The sequence below is a fragment of the Rhodococcus sp. NPDC006774 genome (assembly GCF_040636045.1).
Lineage (GTDB): Bacteria > Actinomycetota > Actinomycetes > Mycobacteriales > Mycobacteriaceae > Rhodococcoides.
In genome coordinates this window covers 108365-123383 of record NZ_JBEYIW010000002.1, presented here as the reverse complement: position 1 = coordinate 123383, position 15019 = coordinate 108365, and the positions used below count along the sequence as shown (strand labels likewise).

Annotated in this window: 11 protein-coding genes; 6 read left to right on the top strand and 5 right to left on the bottom strand. The window is 65.5% G+C overall.

Annotated elements, in window-relative coordinates; all coding sequences use genetic code 11:
- The gene (locus ABZ677_RS03585) at nucleotides 1–1347 is read left to right on the top strand and encodes a 3-oxoacyl-ACP reductase (RefSeq protein WP_094635237.1); all 1347 of its coding nucleotides are present in this window, start codon (nucleotides 1–3) and stop codon (nucleotides 1345–1347) included.
- A complete protein-coding gene (locus ABZ677_RS03580) occupies nucleotides 1344–2201 on the top strand; it encodes a MaoC/PaaZ C-terminal domain-containing protein (RefSeq protein ID WP_037195924.1) in 858 nt (285 codons plus the stop codon). The genes ABZ677_RS03585 and ABZ677_RS03580 overlap by 4 nt, the downstream gene beginning before the upstream one ends.
- A 75-nt stretch (nucleotides 2202–2276) precedes the next feature.
- Here the strand turns inward: ABZ677_RS03580 and ABZ677_RS03575 are convergent, their stop codons facing one another.
- Complete coding sequence (locus ABZ677_RS03575) at nucleotides 2277–2879, bottom strand: TetR/AcrR family transcriptional regulator (protein WP_032396646.1); 603 nt, start codon at nucleotides 2877–2879, stop codon at nucleotides 2277–2279.
- Nucleotides 2880–2941: 62 nt separating this feature from the next.
- A complete protein-coding gene (locus ABZ677_RS03570; protein WP_358366649.1) occupies nucleotides 2942–4117 on the bottom strand; it encodes a glycoside hydrolase family 3 N-terminal domain-containing protein in 1176 nt (391 codons plus the stop codon).
- 101 nt (nucleotides 4118–4218) lie between these two features.
- Here ABZ677_RS03570 and ABZ677_RS03565 point away from each other — a divergent pair, with 101 nt between their 5' ends.
- The 3 genes from ABZ677_RS03565 to ABZ677_RS03555 all read left to right on the top strand — a co-directional run bounded on the left by ABZ677_RS03565 (nucleotide 4219) and on the right by ABZ677_RS03555 (nucleotide 9230).
- On the top strand, nucleotides 4219–4686 hold the full coding sequence (locus tag ABZ677_RS03565) for a universal stress protein (protein WP_027495380.1): 468 nt from the start codon (nucleotides 4219–4221) through the stop codon (nucleotides 4684–4686).
- A gap of 103 nt (nucleotides 4687–4789) precedes the next feature.
- Nucleotides 4790–4960 (top strand): DUF2613 domain-containing protein, encoded by a 171-nt coding sequence (locus tag ABZ677_RS03560; protein ID WP_082073827.1) that lies wholly within the window; start codon nucleotides 4790–4792, stop codon nucleotides 4958–4960.
- 22 nt (nucleotides 4961–4982) lie between these two features.
- On the top strand, nucleotides 4983–9230 hold the full coding sequence (locus ABZ677_RS03555; protein WP_358366646.1) for an alpha-(1->3)-arabinofuranosyltransferase: 4248 nt from the start codon (nucleotides 4983–4985) through the stop codon (nucleotides 9228–9230).
- Here the strand turns inward: ABZ677_RS03555 and ABZ677_RS03550 are convergent.
- Nucleotides 9208–10356: an acyltransferase gene (locus tag ABZ677_RS03550; RefSeq protein ID WP_037195928.1), complete on the bottom strand. Its 1149-nt coding sequence runs from the start codon at nucleotides 10354–10356 to the stop codon at nucleotides 9208–9210. The genes ABZ677_RS03555 and ABZ677_RS03550 overlap by 23 nt on opposite strands.
- A gap of 166 nt (nucleotides 10357–10522) precedes the next feature.
- On the opposite strand from ABZ677_RS03550, the gene ABZ677_RS03545 reads away from it, so the two are divergent.
- A complete protein-coding gene (locus ABZ677_RS03545) occupies nucleotides 10523–11656 on the top strand; it encodes a DUF3068 domain-containing protein (protein WP_037195929.1) in 1134 nt (377 codons plus the stop codon).
- 97 nt (nucleotides 11657–11753) lie between these two features.
- Here the strand turns inward: ABZ677_RS03545 and ABZ677_RS03540 are convergent, their stop codons facing one another.
- Together ABZ677_RS03540 and ABZ677_RS03535 are read right to left on the bottom strand one after the other, a co-directional pair.
- On the bottom strand, nucleotides 11754–13472 hold the full coding sequence (locus tag ABZ677_RS03540; RefSeq protein WP_358366643.1) for a nitrilase-related carbon-nitrogen hydrolase: 1719 nt from the start codon (nucleotides 13470–13472) through the stop codon (nucleotides 11754–11756).
- Entirely contained in the window at nucleotides 13469–14911 is a 1443-nt protein-coding gene (locus ABZ677_RS03535; protein ID WP_358366641.1) for a cytosine permease, read from the bottom strand. The genes ABZ677_RS03540 and ABZ677_RS03535 overlap by 4 nt, the downstream gene beginning before the upstream one ends.
- Nucleotides 14912–15019: the final 108 nt, after the last annotated feature.

Below are 15019 nucleotides of genomic sequence, written 5' to 3'. Positions count from 1 at the left end.
GTGGCAGCCTCCAAGGGAGCCCCAGATCTCTACTCAACGTTCCTCGCGTCCGCGCCGGGAGCCTTCATCGCCAAGCAGGCCGGCCTGCCGCAGCCCGAGAAGCTGCGCCGCTACAAGGCAGGCGAGCCGCCGCTGGCCGGACCGGTCCTGATCGGCGGCAGTGGTCGCCTCGTCGAGCCGCTGCGTGAGCTGCTCTCGGACTACCCGCAGTCGCAGCCGCACGACGACAAGCACGGCGGACTGGTGTTCGACGCCACCGGCATCGGCAACGTCGCCGAGCTCGAGCAGCTCTTCAAGTTCTTCCAGCCGGTCATCCGTAATCTGGCACCGTCCGCACGCGTCGTCGTCATCGGCACCACGCCGGAGGAGACCTCGAGCGTCGACGAGCACATCGCTCAGCGCGCCCTCGAAGGCTTCACCCGCAGCGTCGGCAAAGAGGTCAAGCGCGGCGCCACGGCGCAGCTCGTCTACATCTCCCCCAAGGCATCGACCGGCCTGTCCGGCCTCGAATCCACCCTCCGCTTCCTGCTGTCGGCCAAGTCCGCATTCGTCGACGGTCAGGTCATCACCGTGGGTGACGCAGATTCGCAGGCACCGGCCTCGTGGGACAAGCCGCTCGCAGGCAAGGTAGCCGTCGTCACCGGAGCCGCCCGCGGTATCGGTGCCACCATCGCCGAGGTCCTCGCCCGCGACGGAGCCACCGTCATCGCCGCGGACATTCCCGCTGCCGGAGAAGCACTCTCGCAGACGGCCAACAAGGTCGGTGGCACCTCGCTCGCACTCGACGTCACCTCGCCCGACGCCGGAGAGGTACTGAGCAAGCATCTCCTCGAACGCCACGGCGGCGCAGACATCATCGTGCACAACGCAGGCATCACCCGCGACAAGACGCTCGCCAACATGGACGACGCCCGCTGGAACTCGGTCATCGGCGTCAATCTCGCTGCCCCGCAGCGCATCACGGACCAGCTCGTCGAGTCGGGTGCACTGAAGGAGGGCGGCCGCGTCGTCGACGTCTCCTCCATCGCAGGCATCGCGGGCAACCGCGGCCAGACCAACTACGGCACGTCCAAGGCAGGCGTCATCGGCCTGGTGCACGCGTCGGCACCGGTGCTGGCGAAGAAGAACATCACCATCAACGCCGTCGCCCCCGGCTTCATCGAGACCGCGATGACGGCTGCCATCCCGTTCGCCACCCGCGAGGCCGGGCGACGCATGAGCTCGCTGCTGCAGGGTGGTGAGACCGTCGACGTCGCAGAGTTGGTCTCGTACTTCGCTTCTCCCGCATCCAACGCCGTCACCGGTCAGGTCGTGCGCGTGTGCGGCCAGAGCCTCCTCGGCGCATGAGCACCGTCACGCTGACCGCGCAGCCGAAGACGTCCGACATCTACACCTCGGCTGCGCTCGGCGCGCTGCCGTTCTTCGGATCCAGGTCGTCTTCGGTTCCCAGCACGGTGTACGAGCTCAAGGGTCTGCGAGTGGACCCCGACAACCTCGCCGGGTACTGCCGCGCGACGGGACTGCGATTCGGCGATCAGCTCCCGGTCACCTACCCCTTCACCCTCGTCTTCCCGACGGTGATGAAACTGATGGTGTCCAAGGGCTTTCCGTTCGCCGCGATCGGTTCGGTACACGCCGAGAACGTCATCGAGCAGTTCCGTGGCATCTCGTCCTCCGAGCCACTGGACGTGCGAGTGCACGCGGAGAACCTGCGCGAGCACCGCAAGGGATTGCTGGTCGACCTGATCAGTGAGGTCAAGGTAGGACGCGAACTGGTCTGGAAGCAGACCTCGAGCTTCCTGAGCCTGCAGAAGACGTCACTGTCCGGTGGACCCCGCGAGGCACCGCCCGCCGACGAGGTTCCGCCGCCCCCGACCCGCACCCTGCGCGTCGACCAGCGGATCATCAGCCGGTACGCGGCAATCTCCGGAGACCGCAACCCGATTCACGTGTCCTCGCTGGGCGCAAAGGCATTCGGATTCCCGAAGACCATCGCGCACGGAATGTGGAGTGCTGCCGCAGTACTGCAGACCGTCGAGGGTCGAATCCCGGAAGCTGTGAACTACAGCATCCGCTTCGGCAAGCCGATCGTCCTGCCCGCGACGGTGAACGCCTACGCCGAGGCCGTCGGCACCGGCTGGGACCTGTCGCTGAAGAACCCGAAGAAGGGCTACCCGCATCTGACGGGAACCCTGCGGTAACTGTCTCGAACTCGAAGTTGTGGACGGATTTCCTCGGATTTTCGTCCATAGCTTCGAGTTCGGCGGTAGTTCTTCTCAGGTGGTGGCGGTTTTCTTTCCGGCCAGGCCGCGCCACGCCAGATTTTCCAGTAGGTCCGCTGCGGCGTCGACCTCGATTTCGCCGCCTGCCACTCGGTCGGCCACGGCCTCGCCCGCCCCGACCAACGCGACGGCCATCAGCCCGAAGTTCTGCGACTGCTCGGGATCCCTCGTGCTCATCGCGAGCAGGCCGGCCGTCAGCTCGATCAACCGATCTCGGCTGCTCTGCACCTGCGAGGCGAACGCCTGCTGACCGATGGCCTGTCGGTAGAGCACCATCCATGATTTCCGGTTCTCGCCGACGAATCCGAGGAAACCGATCAGCGCCTTGCGCAACTGCTCGCGCGGCGTCAGCGTCGGATCTGCAGCGGGAGTCAGAGCCTCGACGAACTTCACGCCCTCGCGATGGATGCACGCGGCGAACAACTCGTCCTTCGACCCGTAGTACAGGTAGAGCATCGGCTTGGAGATGGCCGCCTTCTTGGCGATCGAATCCATCGACGTCTCATGGAACCCGTTGTCGGAGAACACATCCACCGCCGCGTCGAGCATCTGCTGCTCGCGGACGGCGCGGGGCAATCTCTTGGTGCCGCCAGCCATGGACCCTCCAATACGTACGAAGTACTAGACGTTACTCCACAGTAAGGTCCAGTACCGCGCAATCAGGCCCCGCACGCCCCCTTGAACCGAGCAACCGTCGCTGCGGCCTCGTCCACCTGAGCCGCCTCGAGGCGTCCCGTCGCCACCGCGTCTTCGAGATTGTCCAACACCGCGGGCACCTGATCGGTGGTGAGCCACAGCGCGACGTCGGCTCCCGCCACCAACGCCGCCTCGACCGCGTCGACGATCCCGAGTCGCGCCGTGATCGCCGCCATGCCGCTGAGGTCGTCGGTGAAGATCGGGCCGTCGAACGGAGCGGCACCGTATCCGACGCCATCGCGCAGCAACGCCATCGCCGCCGGGCTGATGCTCGCCGGCACACCCGGCTCGGTCAGTCCGGGCACATCGAGATGCCCGACCATGACGCCGACGCCGGTGTTGTTCAGCGCCGCGAACGGCAACAGATCCTTTGCCTTCAACTCGTCGAGAGACGGCGTCGTCACCGCGCCGGTGTGCGAGTCGCCCGATCCCGAGCCGTGCCCGGGGAAATGCTTGATGACGGGCTTGACGCCCGCGTCCTCCAGACCACGCGCGTACGCCCCCGCGTACTCGATGACGAGCTGCGGATCGTCGGAGAACGACCGATCACCGATGACCGAATCATCGGGCTGTGCACTCACATCGACCACCGGAGCGAAGTCGACGGTGACCCCGAGGTCCTTCAACCCCTGGCCGCGCGTCAACGCCTCCTGGTATGCCTGGTCCACCGTCATCGTCTGTGCCAGCACTCGCGCCGACGGCGCCTCCCCCAGCAGATCCGCGACCCGCGAAACCCGACCGCCCTCCTCGTCGATCGTGACCATCGGAGCCACCGCGGACGCATCGAGCACCTGCGGTACTTCCCGATTGCCGAGCATCGACTCGTCGGTCCAACTGCCGACGAAGATGCCGCCGACCTGCTCGGTGGACATGATCTGCACCGCGTCCGCAGTTCCGGTGACTCCGACGGTGAGGAGTTGAGCCAAACGCTGCCGTTCCGACAGTCCGTCGACGAACGCAACACACTCGTCGACGGGCGGGACCGGTTGCGGCACCGTCGTTTCGACGGCGGTGGTGGTCGGGGCAGGGGACGCCGACTGCGTCGACGCGACCTGCGCGGACTCGGTGGAGCACGAGACCAACAGGCCGACACCGACCGTCATCACCGCAGCGGACCGAACCGAAAACCGAAGTCGCATGGAAGACGACGGTAGCCGAGATGCGGGGTGCCGGTTTCGCCCCGGGGTGCGGGAGGGGTGGGGGTAATCTGGACGAAAGCGACATGAGGAGGAGCTCGACCATGACCGCAGACCTCATACTCATTGCCTACGACGGCTCCGACAATGCCAAACGCGCCATCGACTATGCAGGCCGATTTCTCACCACTTCTCGCGCGATCGTCGTCACCGCGTGGGAGCCGATGGTGCGTCAGGCCGCTCGAATGTCCGGCCTCTCCGGCGTCATGCAGCCCGAATGGGTGCCCGACGACGAGGCCGAGGACGTGGCGCTCACCGATGCGAAAGTGACCAACAGTGAGGGCGTCGCGCTGGCCGAGGCCGCAGGCCTGAAGGTGGAGGGCCAGTGCACCGAATGCACCACCGCCATCTGGAGCGCGATCGTGGAGAAAGCCGACGAGATGAACGTCGACATCATCGTCACCGGCACGAGGGGCACCACCGGTCTACGTGCGCTGCTCCAGAGTTCGGTGGCCGAGCACGTTCTGCGACACAGTCATCGACCCGTCCTGATCGTTCCTCCCGGCAAGTAACGCGTCCACCGGCCTCTTCTGGAGGTGCGAGTGATACCGTGATGCCCGCGTGGGGGTCCACCTCGCCCGCTTCTTTCCTGAGCCGACTGACTGGAGAACCGAGATGAAGTTTGCTGTCCCGGGTGTCATTGCCGCCGTCGTCGGAGCCGTACTGGGTGCGGGCGTCGTCTTCGGAGTCACCGCAGCTGCAGCCGACAACTCTCGTCCGGATATCGATCGCTCCGGAAACGCCGACTCGTCCTTGCTGAACCAGGTTGAGTACGGCAGCCGCTGACGCTGGTCGCTTTCGTGAATCGATGATCTCGGCCGAGCCGCTCGGCCGTAAATGGCTTTTCGGCGTCTCGATTCTGGCGTTCCTCCTCACTTTTCTGCAGGTCCCCGGCTTCACCGTCGCCGACACCAAGTACGACCTGGCTCAGAACCCCCTCGGATTTCTCGAACGCGCCTCCCATCAGTGGAACAGCGCGGCTCCGCTCGGCCAGGTGCAGAACCAGGCATACGGCTACTTCTTTCCGCACGGTGCGTTCTTCGCCGGCGGCGACCTGCTGTCGATCCCGCCGTGGATCACTCAACGCATCTGGTGGGCGCTGCTGCTCATCGCCGGCTTCTGGGGAATCGTCCGGCTCGCCGAAGCTCTCGGTATCGGCAGCCGCAGTTCCCGTCTGATCGCAGCGACGGCCTTCGTTCTCTCTCCGCGCGTGATCACCACCCTCGCGTCGATCTCCTCGGAGACGATGCCGATGATGCTGGCACCGTGGGTGCTCATCCCGATGGTGCGGTATCTCGTCGGGGACGATGCGAAACAGACGGCTCGACGCACTGCGGCGCAATCGGCCCTCGCAGTGGCGTTGATGGGCGCGGTCAATGCCGTCGCCACCGCCGCCGCCGTCCTGGTGGCCGTGATCTGGATGCTGACGCATCGGCCGAACAAGCGGTGGTTCGTCTTCGGTGCGTGGTGGTCGGGCTTCCTGGTGCTCGCGACGCTGTGGTGGATCGTTCCACTGCTGTTGCTGGGCAAGGTCTCTCCACCGTTTCTCGACTACATCGAATCGTCCGGCACCACCACGCAGTGGACGTCGCTGACGGAGGTGCTGCGCGGCACCGGCAGTTGGACGCCGTTCGTCTCCCCCGAGCGAGTGGCCGGTGCCGTTCTGGTGACTCAGCCCGCGGCCGTCGTCGCGACGGGCCTGATCGCGGCTGCCGGAATCGCGGGCCTGGCGATGCGCTCGATGCCGGCCCGCGGCCGGTTGACGATCATGCTGTTCGTCGGTCTCGTCGGCCTCGGTGCCGGGTTCGTCGGCGATCTGGACGGTCCGTTCGCCGCTGCCGTCCGGGTGTTCCTCGATTCCGCAGGCGCACCGCTGCGCAACATCCACAAACTCGAGCCGGTCATTCGAATTCCGTTGGTGCTGGGCCTGGCTCATCTGTTGGCCCGAGTTCCGCTCCCGGGTTCCGCGCCGCGCACGCAGTGGCGATCGGCCGTCGCGCATCCCGAGAAGCACCCCATGATGGCGGTGACCGCACTGGTTCTCGTGGCCTTGACGCTGTCCACCTCACTGGCGTGGACGGGCAAGCTCGCGCCCCGAGGAGCGTACGAGGCCGTTCCGCAGTACTGGCACGACGCCGCGGACTGGCTCACCGAGAATGCCTCGGGATCGAGTCCCGACGGTTCCGACGCGCAGCGGGCCCTGATCGTGCCCGGCGCACCGTTCGCCCTGCAGACCTGGGGTCTGACCCGAGACGAACCACTGCAGGCTCTGGCCACCACGCCCTGGGCCGTCCGCGACGCCGTGCCGCTCACCCCGCCCGGTGCCATCCGCGCACTGGACTCCGTGCAACGGCTCTTCGCCGACGGTCGGCCGTCGGCCGGGTTGGCCGATACCCTTCTGGGCCAGGGCATCAGCTACGTCGTCGTGCGCAACGACCTCGATCCCGAGAACTCCCGATCCACCCGTCCGGCCTCGGTGCACCAGGTGCTCGCCGGTTCGCCGGGACTCGAGAAGGTGGCCGAATTCGGTGAGGACGTGGCTCCGGGTCAGGTCGACGGCGTTGTGCTCGACGGTGATCTGCGACCGCCGTATCCGGCTGTCGAGATCTATTCGGTCGGCGATTCGGCAGACATTCCCGCGTCCGGTCCGTACACCGTCGATCTCGACCGTGTCCCGGTGGTCCAGGGTGGTCCGGAGTCGATTCTGCGCTCGAACGAGCTGCGAAACAATGGGATTCGCAATCCGGTGCCGTCGGGACCCACTCTGCTGGCCTCGGATGCCGCTGCGGCGGGCATCGCCGTGGACTCGGTGACGGTGACCGACACCCCGATGAATCGCGAGACGGACTTCGGTCAGGTCGACAATCACAGTTCTGCCCTGCGGGCCGCCGACGAGCCGCGACGTTCGCTCAACGAGGTGTCCGATTACCCGGTGTACGGGGCGGAGACCGTCGATGCCGAGTGGGAGGGCGCGACGCTGACGGCGTCGAGCTCGGCGTCGGACGCCACGCAGATCGGTGGCAGCGCCCCCGGCAGCGGTGTCGCCGCCGCAGTGGACGGCGATCTTGCCACCAGCTGGATCAGCAACGGGATCGAACGTGCTGTGGGGCAATGGCTTCAACTGGACTTCGATACGCCGGTGCGCGGCGGGCTGCTGCGCATGCGCACCAGCCCGGGGACGATCGGCGACCCGGTCAAGTGGGTGGAGATCACCACCCCGAACGGCTCGACGGCGGCACGCGTCGACGAGCCGGGTGAACCGATGACGGTGTCACTCCCGGGCGGTGAGACGCCGTGGCTGCGCATCACCGCGAAGTCGACGGTGGACGGGACCCGGGGCAGCCAGTTCGGCATCAGCGAGGTGTCGGTGGACGACTACTCCGACAGGGACAACCCGAAACAGGTACCGATCGTGCACCGCGCGGTGCTGCCTGCGACTCCCTCCGGGGCAAGCGTCGACGCCTGGGAACTGGGCCAGGAATTCCCCGGCCGCTCCGGGTGCCTCGACACCGAGGATCGAATCCGTTGCAGCAGTGGACTGTCCAAATCGCCCGAGGAACTGGGCCGCTTCTCGCGCACGATCGACGTGCCGATGGGTACTGCGGTCATTCCGGATCTGACGGTACGCACGCGGCAGTCCCCCGAACTCGAAGCGCTACTGGCGCAACCGGGGCGGCCGTTGGCCAGCGGGGCGTCGGACGTCGCGGACCTGCACGGCTCGGCGTTCGCCGCGACCGACGGCGATCCGCGGACGTCCTGGACAGCGCCGGAGAAGTCGATCACCGATCGCGCGGGAACCGACCCCACTCTGACCATCGAATTGCCCTCTCCCACACTGGTGGACGGGCTCGAGCTCAGCCCCAGCCTCGGCGCACTTCCGGCGCACCCCACCCGGGTCGCGGTCAACCTCGGCAACGGGCCGATGGTGCGCGACGTCGACACCGACGGTTCGACGACCCTCGACCTCGCGCCGTACGTGACGGACAGGATCGTTCTGTCGATCGTGGACTGGGACGGCGTACTGGACCGAAACTCGTTGGGCTTCATCCAGTCTCAACCACCCGGCTTCGCCGAAGTGACGCCGCTGTCCGGTGGTGAACCGATCGGCGCACCGTACGACGGCGACCGCGAGATCACCGTGGACTGCTTCGCAGGCCCCATCGTCTCCATCGCCGGGCAGACGGTGCGCACGTCAGTGACGGCCACCGCGGACCAGTTCCGTTCCGGCGAGCCGCTGAAGGCGTCGGTGTGCGATGCCGACACCCCGGTGAACGAAAACTTCGTCAACCCGGTATCACTGCCCGAGGGACGCCAGGACGTGGTGGTCGAGCCGGGTGCGTCGTTCTTCGTCGACGGTATTCGGTTGCGCACCATGCCTATTCCGGCCGAGTGGCCGACGGGATCGGCACCGCAGGCCGCCAGGACGACCGCCTGGAGCCCCGATCACCGCGAGGTGACGCTGACCTCCGCGACGGAGGACCGCTTGCTGGTCATCCCGGAAAGCAACAACAGTGGTTGGCGCGCAACCACACCCGGTGGCGTCGAACTCTCCCCGGTCGTGGTCGACGGATGGCAACAGGCCTGGATCGTTCCGGCCGGGGCGTCGGGCACGATTTCGTTGGATTTCGCCACCGATCGCTGGTACCGACTCGGAATCTTCGGCGGGCTGCTCCTGCTGATCCCGCTGCTGTTCGCAGCGCTGCGCCGGCCGCGCAGTGCGCCGAACCCGGGCCCATCACCGCGGCCGTGGCAGAGCGTTCCGGCCGCAGTCGTTGCGCTGCTCGGAGCAACGATCGTGTTGGCCGGGATCGCCGGTGCGGTCACCGTGGCCGTGATCGGCATCGGCGCGGTGCTCGTGGATCGCCGCTACGGACGCACGGTGTCCTCACGTGTATCGGTCTGCGTTGCAGGCGGATTCACACTGCTGGCTCCAGCACTGCTCTCGCTCGGACCGTGGCGATCTCCCGATGGGTACGTCGGCGGGTCCTACTGGGTGCAGCTGGCGTCCCTGATCGGAATCGTCGCGTTGGCGATCACGGCGATACGGAAGCCGTGACCGCTTTCTTGCGGGATGCCAGGCGTCGTCGAGCAGGGTCTTCCACCAGCGCGTAGCTCGCCGCTGCCACCGGAATCGACAGTGCGAGAGTCACCGGCAAGACGAACCACATCCCACCCGAGAACGGGATGATGCCGAACACCGGGAACACGACGGCGAGCACGGCCAGGTGCCAGATGAACAATCCGTACGACCAGCGGCCCAGCGTCAGCATCACCGGATGCTCGAGGAAGCGATGCCGTCGACCGTCCTCGGCGAGAATCAGTGGGGCGAGCATCGCGAAGGCCAGTATCGCGCCGAGCAGGATCTTGATCTCGAACTGCCAGGCCGCCGGACGCACCAAGCCCTGCGGACCCGCCAGAGGAGTCGCCGACAAGGCGAACGCGGCAACCGCGATGGACGACATGACAAATCGGCGACGAGCCAGCCGATGCACCCAGGTCGGTGGCCCCACCGAGACCTCGGCGAGCAGCATCCCAGCCGCGAACCACGGGAAGTAGCCGGGGAGCCAGTTGTCATGGTGAATGCCGTCGGGGGTCGACACCGGAACGAATGCCCACGACAGGGTCAGCACCGCAGCACCCAGAATGACCGGTATACGGCGGGCGGCGGCCGCACCGCGCAGGCGCACCATCAGCCAAGCGAACACCGGCAGCAGGAGATAGAAGGCGATCTCGACCGACAGCGACCACATCTGCGTCAACCCCTGGGTCAGGGTCAACGGCACGAACACCTGAGTGAACGACAGGTTCGCCAGCCACACGCGGTAGTCACCGCCTGCATCGGGAAGAAACATCAGGATCAGCAGCACACCGACCCAGTAACCGGGCAGAATCCTCGCGAACCGCGAACGGAAATAGCGGCCTAGCGGCTGAGCACTCCGATGACCGCGGGCTGCGGCCGCGTGCGGACGCCACAGCAGGAATCCCGACAGCGAGAAGAAGATCGCCACAGTCAGGTCGAATCTTCCCCAGACATGACCCAGGATCGGCGACGTCGCGCCACCGGTCTGAAAGGCCACGTGGGTGACAACGATTCCGATACACGCGACGGCACGCATCCCCTCGAGGGACGGTACGAACCCACGAAGCGGGACAACGCTTGCCGAAAGGGTCTGTGTGCTCATGGTGGCCTCAAGTGTGCCGTGTCGAACCGGCGCAGACGAGACCGGTGCCACTGTCGACTGTTACTGTCACCTGCGACGTGTCGTAATAAATCGGGCATCGGGTCGGGGCGCACGTGTTTCCCGCCCGCGGTGTCTTCCATGAAGCGGTCAACTAAGGAGATACAGCATGGCGGAGCGCTCAGGGCCGAGCCGGATACTTGCCCTCGTACTCATCGGCTTGGGCGCGTTTCTGGTGGTCGCCGCCATCCTCATCCCCACCTACACCATTTCGGCGCTCGAGAAGACGCCGCTGGACCTCGAAGTCACCACCGTCTCCACCGGTGAGGGCAGCGTGCTGAACGCGAGTTCCCTTGCAGCAGGTCGCGCAGTGGTCGACCAGAACGTTCCCCTCGTCTCCCAGCGATTCGTCACCGTCGAGGATCCCTCCGACGCCGACATTATGACGCTGCAGGCAGGCCAGACTCTGCGTCGCAGCGACAAGCAGGCCGACACCGGACTGCTCACCGCAAGCGTCGACCGCGTCACCATCGACCGCAAGACGTCGATGCCCGTCGAGAGCCCGATCGGCACCATCCAGGTGGCAGGCAACGCGCCCGCCGAAGAGGTGGCCCACACCGGACTGCAGTACAAGTTCCCGTTCAACTCGGAACAGAAGAGCTACCCGTACTTCGACGTCAATGCGCGTGCGACCAAGGACATCGACTTCGTCGAGGCAACCGAGATCAACGGCACGCCGGTGTACCAGTACCAGCAGACCGTCGGCCCCGTCGATCTGTCGACCGTGGTGAACCTGCCGACCAACAAGGTCACCCTGCCCGCCGACACCTGGGGTGTCGAGGGTGGAGCCGCGCCGGTGACGATGACCCGCTGGTACGAGAACACCCGCACCCTGTGGGTCGAGCCCGAGACCGGCGTCGTCGTCAAGGGCGAAGAGCAGATTCACCAGTACTACGGACGTGAGGCGGGCCAACCCGAGGTCGACGTCCTCAACGCTCCGATCACGTTCGACGAGAACACGGTCGAATACCAGATCCAGCAGGCCAAGGACGGCCAGGATCAGATCTCGCTCTTCGGCCGCACCGTCCCGATCATTGCCGGAATTCTCGGTGTCATCTCGCTGATCGCCGGAGTGTTTCTACTCCTGCGCGGTGGCAACGGTGGACACCGTCAGCCGGCCCGAGCGGACAACACTCCGCGACCGACCCCCGGTGGCGGAACCGCTCCCGCTCCGTCGAGCAACCGTGATTGGACGACGGATCGCACGGAAGAGATTCCGAGGACGAACCTCAACAAGGAGTAGGTGCGCTACGCAGGAGTGGAGCCTGCGGAACGACCCGGTTGGTCAGTGGCGTGGTTAGGTGCCCGTGGGGGCACATAACCACGCCACTGGTGTTTTCTCAGGCGGTCGAGAGAATCCCGTAGTGGTGGGGTTGCCGCATCAGGACGAGGTCTTTGCGTCGTACGACGTTGGTCGGGTACGGCCCGTCGAGGTTGGTGGTGTCGACAACGCTCGTCGCGTGGCCGGGTTCGGATGCATCGACGATGGCTTCCGTTCGAGGAAATGCGAATGTGTCCGGCCCGAACACTCCGCTGTGTCCGGTGATTCCGCGGTCGAGGTCGACGGCATTCGCGAAAGCGAAGTAGACGTTGTTCTCGCCGGCGCGTACGCGCATATGGTGCCAGTGGGTGGCGTCGGGCCCGGTGAGAACCTCGGCGGCGAGCGGAATCTCGGTTCCGGGGTGCGATCCGACGAAGGTACCCGCCAGTGCGGATGGGCAGACGATCAGATCGCACCCGCGCAGCGCGAGCACTCGGCCCGATTCCGGTAGCAGCGCATCGTTGCCGACGAGGAGACCGACTCGTCCCAGGGGCAGATCGACGACCGCCCAGGTGTCGCCGGCGTCGAACAGCGGCGCATGCTCGGCGGACAGGTGGATCTGTCTGTAGGTTGTGCGGGCTCCGTCGGTTCCGAGCAGGACGGCCGAGTTGTACACCCGCTCGGTGTCGGTGTCGCGCTCGGCGATGCCGACGACGATCGACATGCCGTGCCGAACCGCGAGGTCCGCGATCCGTGCGAGCGAGGGCCCGTCGGCGGTCTCGGCGACGTCGCGAGGCGGTCGAGCTGCCGAGACCGGTCCGGTGATCGACAGCTCGGGAAAGACGACGAGATCCGTTGTGCCGGAGACCTGTTGGATCCAGGCCTCGATGTCCGCGAGGTTGCTCTCGACCGATGTACCCGGAGTGCTTTGCACCACGGTCACCGCAGACGTCTCACCTGCGGGCAGCGGCGAGTGGCCGTACAGGGTGAAGAAGTCCAGAGGGTTCCAGGTGTACGTGTTCGTCTGGAGTTCCCGATACAGCTCAGGTCGACGCGCGGGCCCGCACTCGCGGGTACGCCGAATGTCGATCTCGGCGGCGACGATGCCGTTGCCGACGTCGATCCGGCCGGTGACGGTTCCGTCGGGCTCGATGATGCATGTGCCGCCACTGAATTGGACCGTCCGTTCGAGTCCCCATCGATTGCTCTCGATGACGTAGCAGTTGTTCTCGAAGGCTCGACTGATCCAGTAGGGAGCCGGAGTTCGCTCGGCCAGCCAGTTGCTGATGTGGCAGATCACGTCGGCGCCCTGCAGTGCGACCACCCGAGCGGTCTCCACGAAGTGCAGATCCATGCAGATCAGCATCGCGATTCGGCCGAGCCTGGTCTCGAACACCTGATGGCCCAGGTTCCCCGGAGCTGCCCATTTGGGCTCGGCGATGTACGGGTGTGTCTTGCGATGGGTACCGATGATTCCCTGGGGTCCGATGAGAACTGCGCTGTTGTAGAACAACCCGCTTGTCGGATCGACTTCCGGCATCCCCAGCACGATGTAGCAATCGCGACGGGCCGCGATCTCGACGAACGTATCGGTGGTGGGCCCGGGGATCTGCTCGACGACGGTCGATGCCTCCTCGGGATCATGGAAACAGTAACCGGTGGTGGCCATTTCGGGCGTGGTGATCAATTCGGCTCCGTCGGAAGCGGCCTTGTCGACCAGCTCTGCCAGCGCGGCGACATTCGCGTCCTTGGCGAACAGTGTGGGTTCGAACTGGATGGCCGCTGCGGTGAATGTCATGACGTCACAGTCCTTTCGATTGTCGGAGCTTCGGTGGAGACAGGTGGTTCGTAGTACTTCCCCCGCGTTGCCATCGTCAGTGAGATGTAGATGATGGGCCCGAGGAACATCGCGATGAACGAGGCGTAGTACGACGGGTAGAGACCGAACACGCCGAGTCCGCCCACGGCCACGCCTGCCGCCATGGCGAAAATGCCACAGGGGTTCCAATTACGCACTCGCCCTTCGCGGAACTCGATGTTGTTCCGCGGTGCGAGGCCGAGCATTCGTCGGCAGACGAAGTAATCGGCGAGCAGAATGAAGATCCAGGTGTTGGTCATGATCCCGGTGACGGCCAGGAACTTGTCGGTGTACTGCAGGATGTTGACCGGGTAGCAGAGCACGCCGACGACGAGTAGCGCGACCATCCACCACTGGCGTCCGACCTTGCGGGGCGAGAGCACGTCCCAGGCGTTGGACAGTGCCAGCGACCCGGAGTACAGGTTCATCACGTTGATGCGCACCTGGGTGACAACGGCGAAGATCACGCCGAGCAGTCCCATCACGACGGCAAAATACAGCCCAGGATCGGTGGCCGAAAGTTCTGGTGTGGCAGTGCTTCCGGTGAAGTGGCGCAACATGGTGAAGCCGAGGAAGACACCGAGGATCATCACCACGACGATCATGAGCAGCTCCGCGAGCATGAGCCCCGCGGTGCCCACGTAGCCGACGCTCTTCTTGACGAAACGTCCGTAGTCGGTGGCGATGAGAGCCTGGAACACCACCTGTCCGTTCGCAAGACTGAACGCCTGCCACATCGCGGTTGCGGTGAACCCGCCGGTGGCTTCCCATTGGCCCGGCCCCACCAGGACGTATCCACTGGCCAGCATGTACATGCCGATGGCGAACAGAATCAGGAAGATCGGCATACCGAACCGCTGCAGAATGTTCATCGAGTGCATTCCACGCCAGGAGAAGAACAGCGCAACGAGGGCGACCAGTGCGAACACCACTGTCGCCCAGGCAGAGTTGATGTCGATGCCGGCGAGTTCGCTGAGGCCGTGCGAGACGATGCTGCCCTCGAAGATGAAGTAGAAGACGTAGTTCACGGCGTAGACGAGCGAGGCCACGGCCGATCCTTTGGTGCCGAAGCCGAGTCCGCGGGTGAGCAGTGGCAGCGACAGGCCTTCCTGGCTGGCAATACGCATGATCAGGCTGCCGACCAGCGTTGCGCCGATCACCATGTAGGCGACGGGGATCAGGAACATCGGCCACCCCACCAGGAAGCCGATCTGGCCGCCGAGCGCGAACCAGAACATCGCGGTGACGTTGCCGGTGAGCACCAGCAGTATCGCCGGCCGTCGCCATCGTTGATCGTCGGGCACGCGAGAGGTTGCGTAACTTTCGATCTGGTCGTCGAGGCTGGTCGCTGGCCCCTCGAAGTACTTCTTCATGTTCATGAACTGGTGTCCACTTCGGTTCGCGGTGAGAGCGCTGGCTGCGCTGCATCGGAACAATACTTTCCGTGGACACTATTGCAACGTGAAACATGTTAAAAGGAGATCACG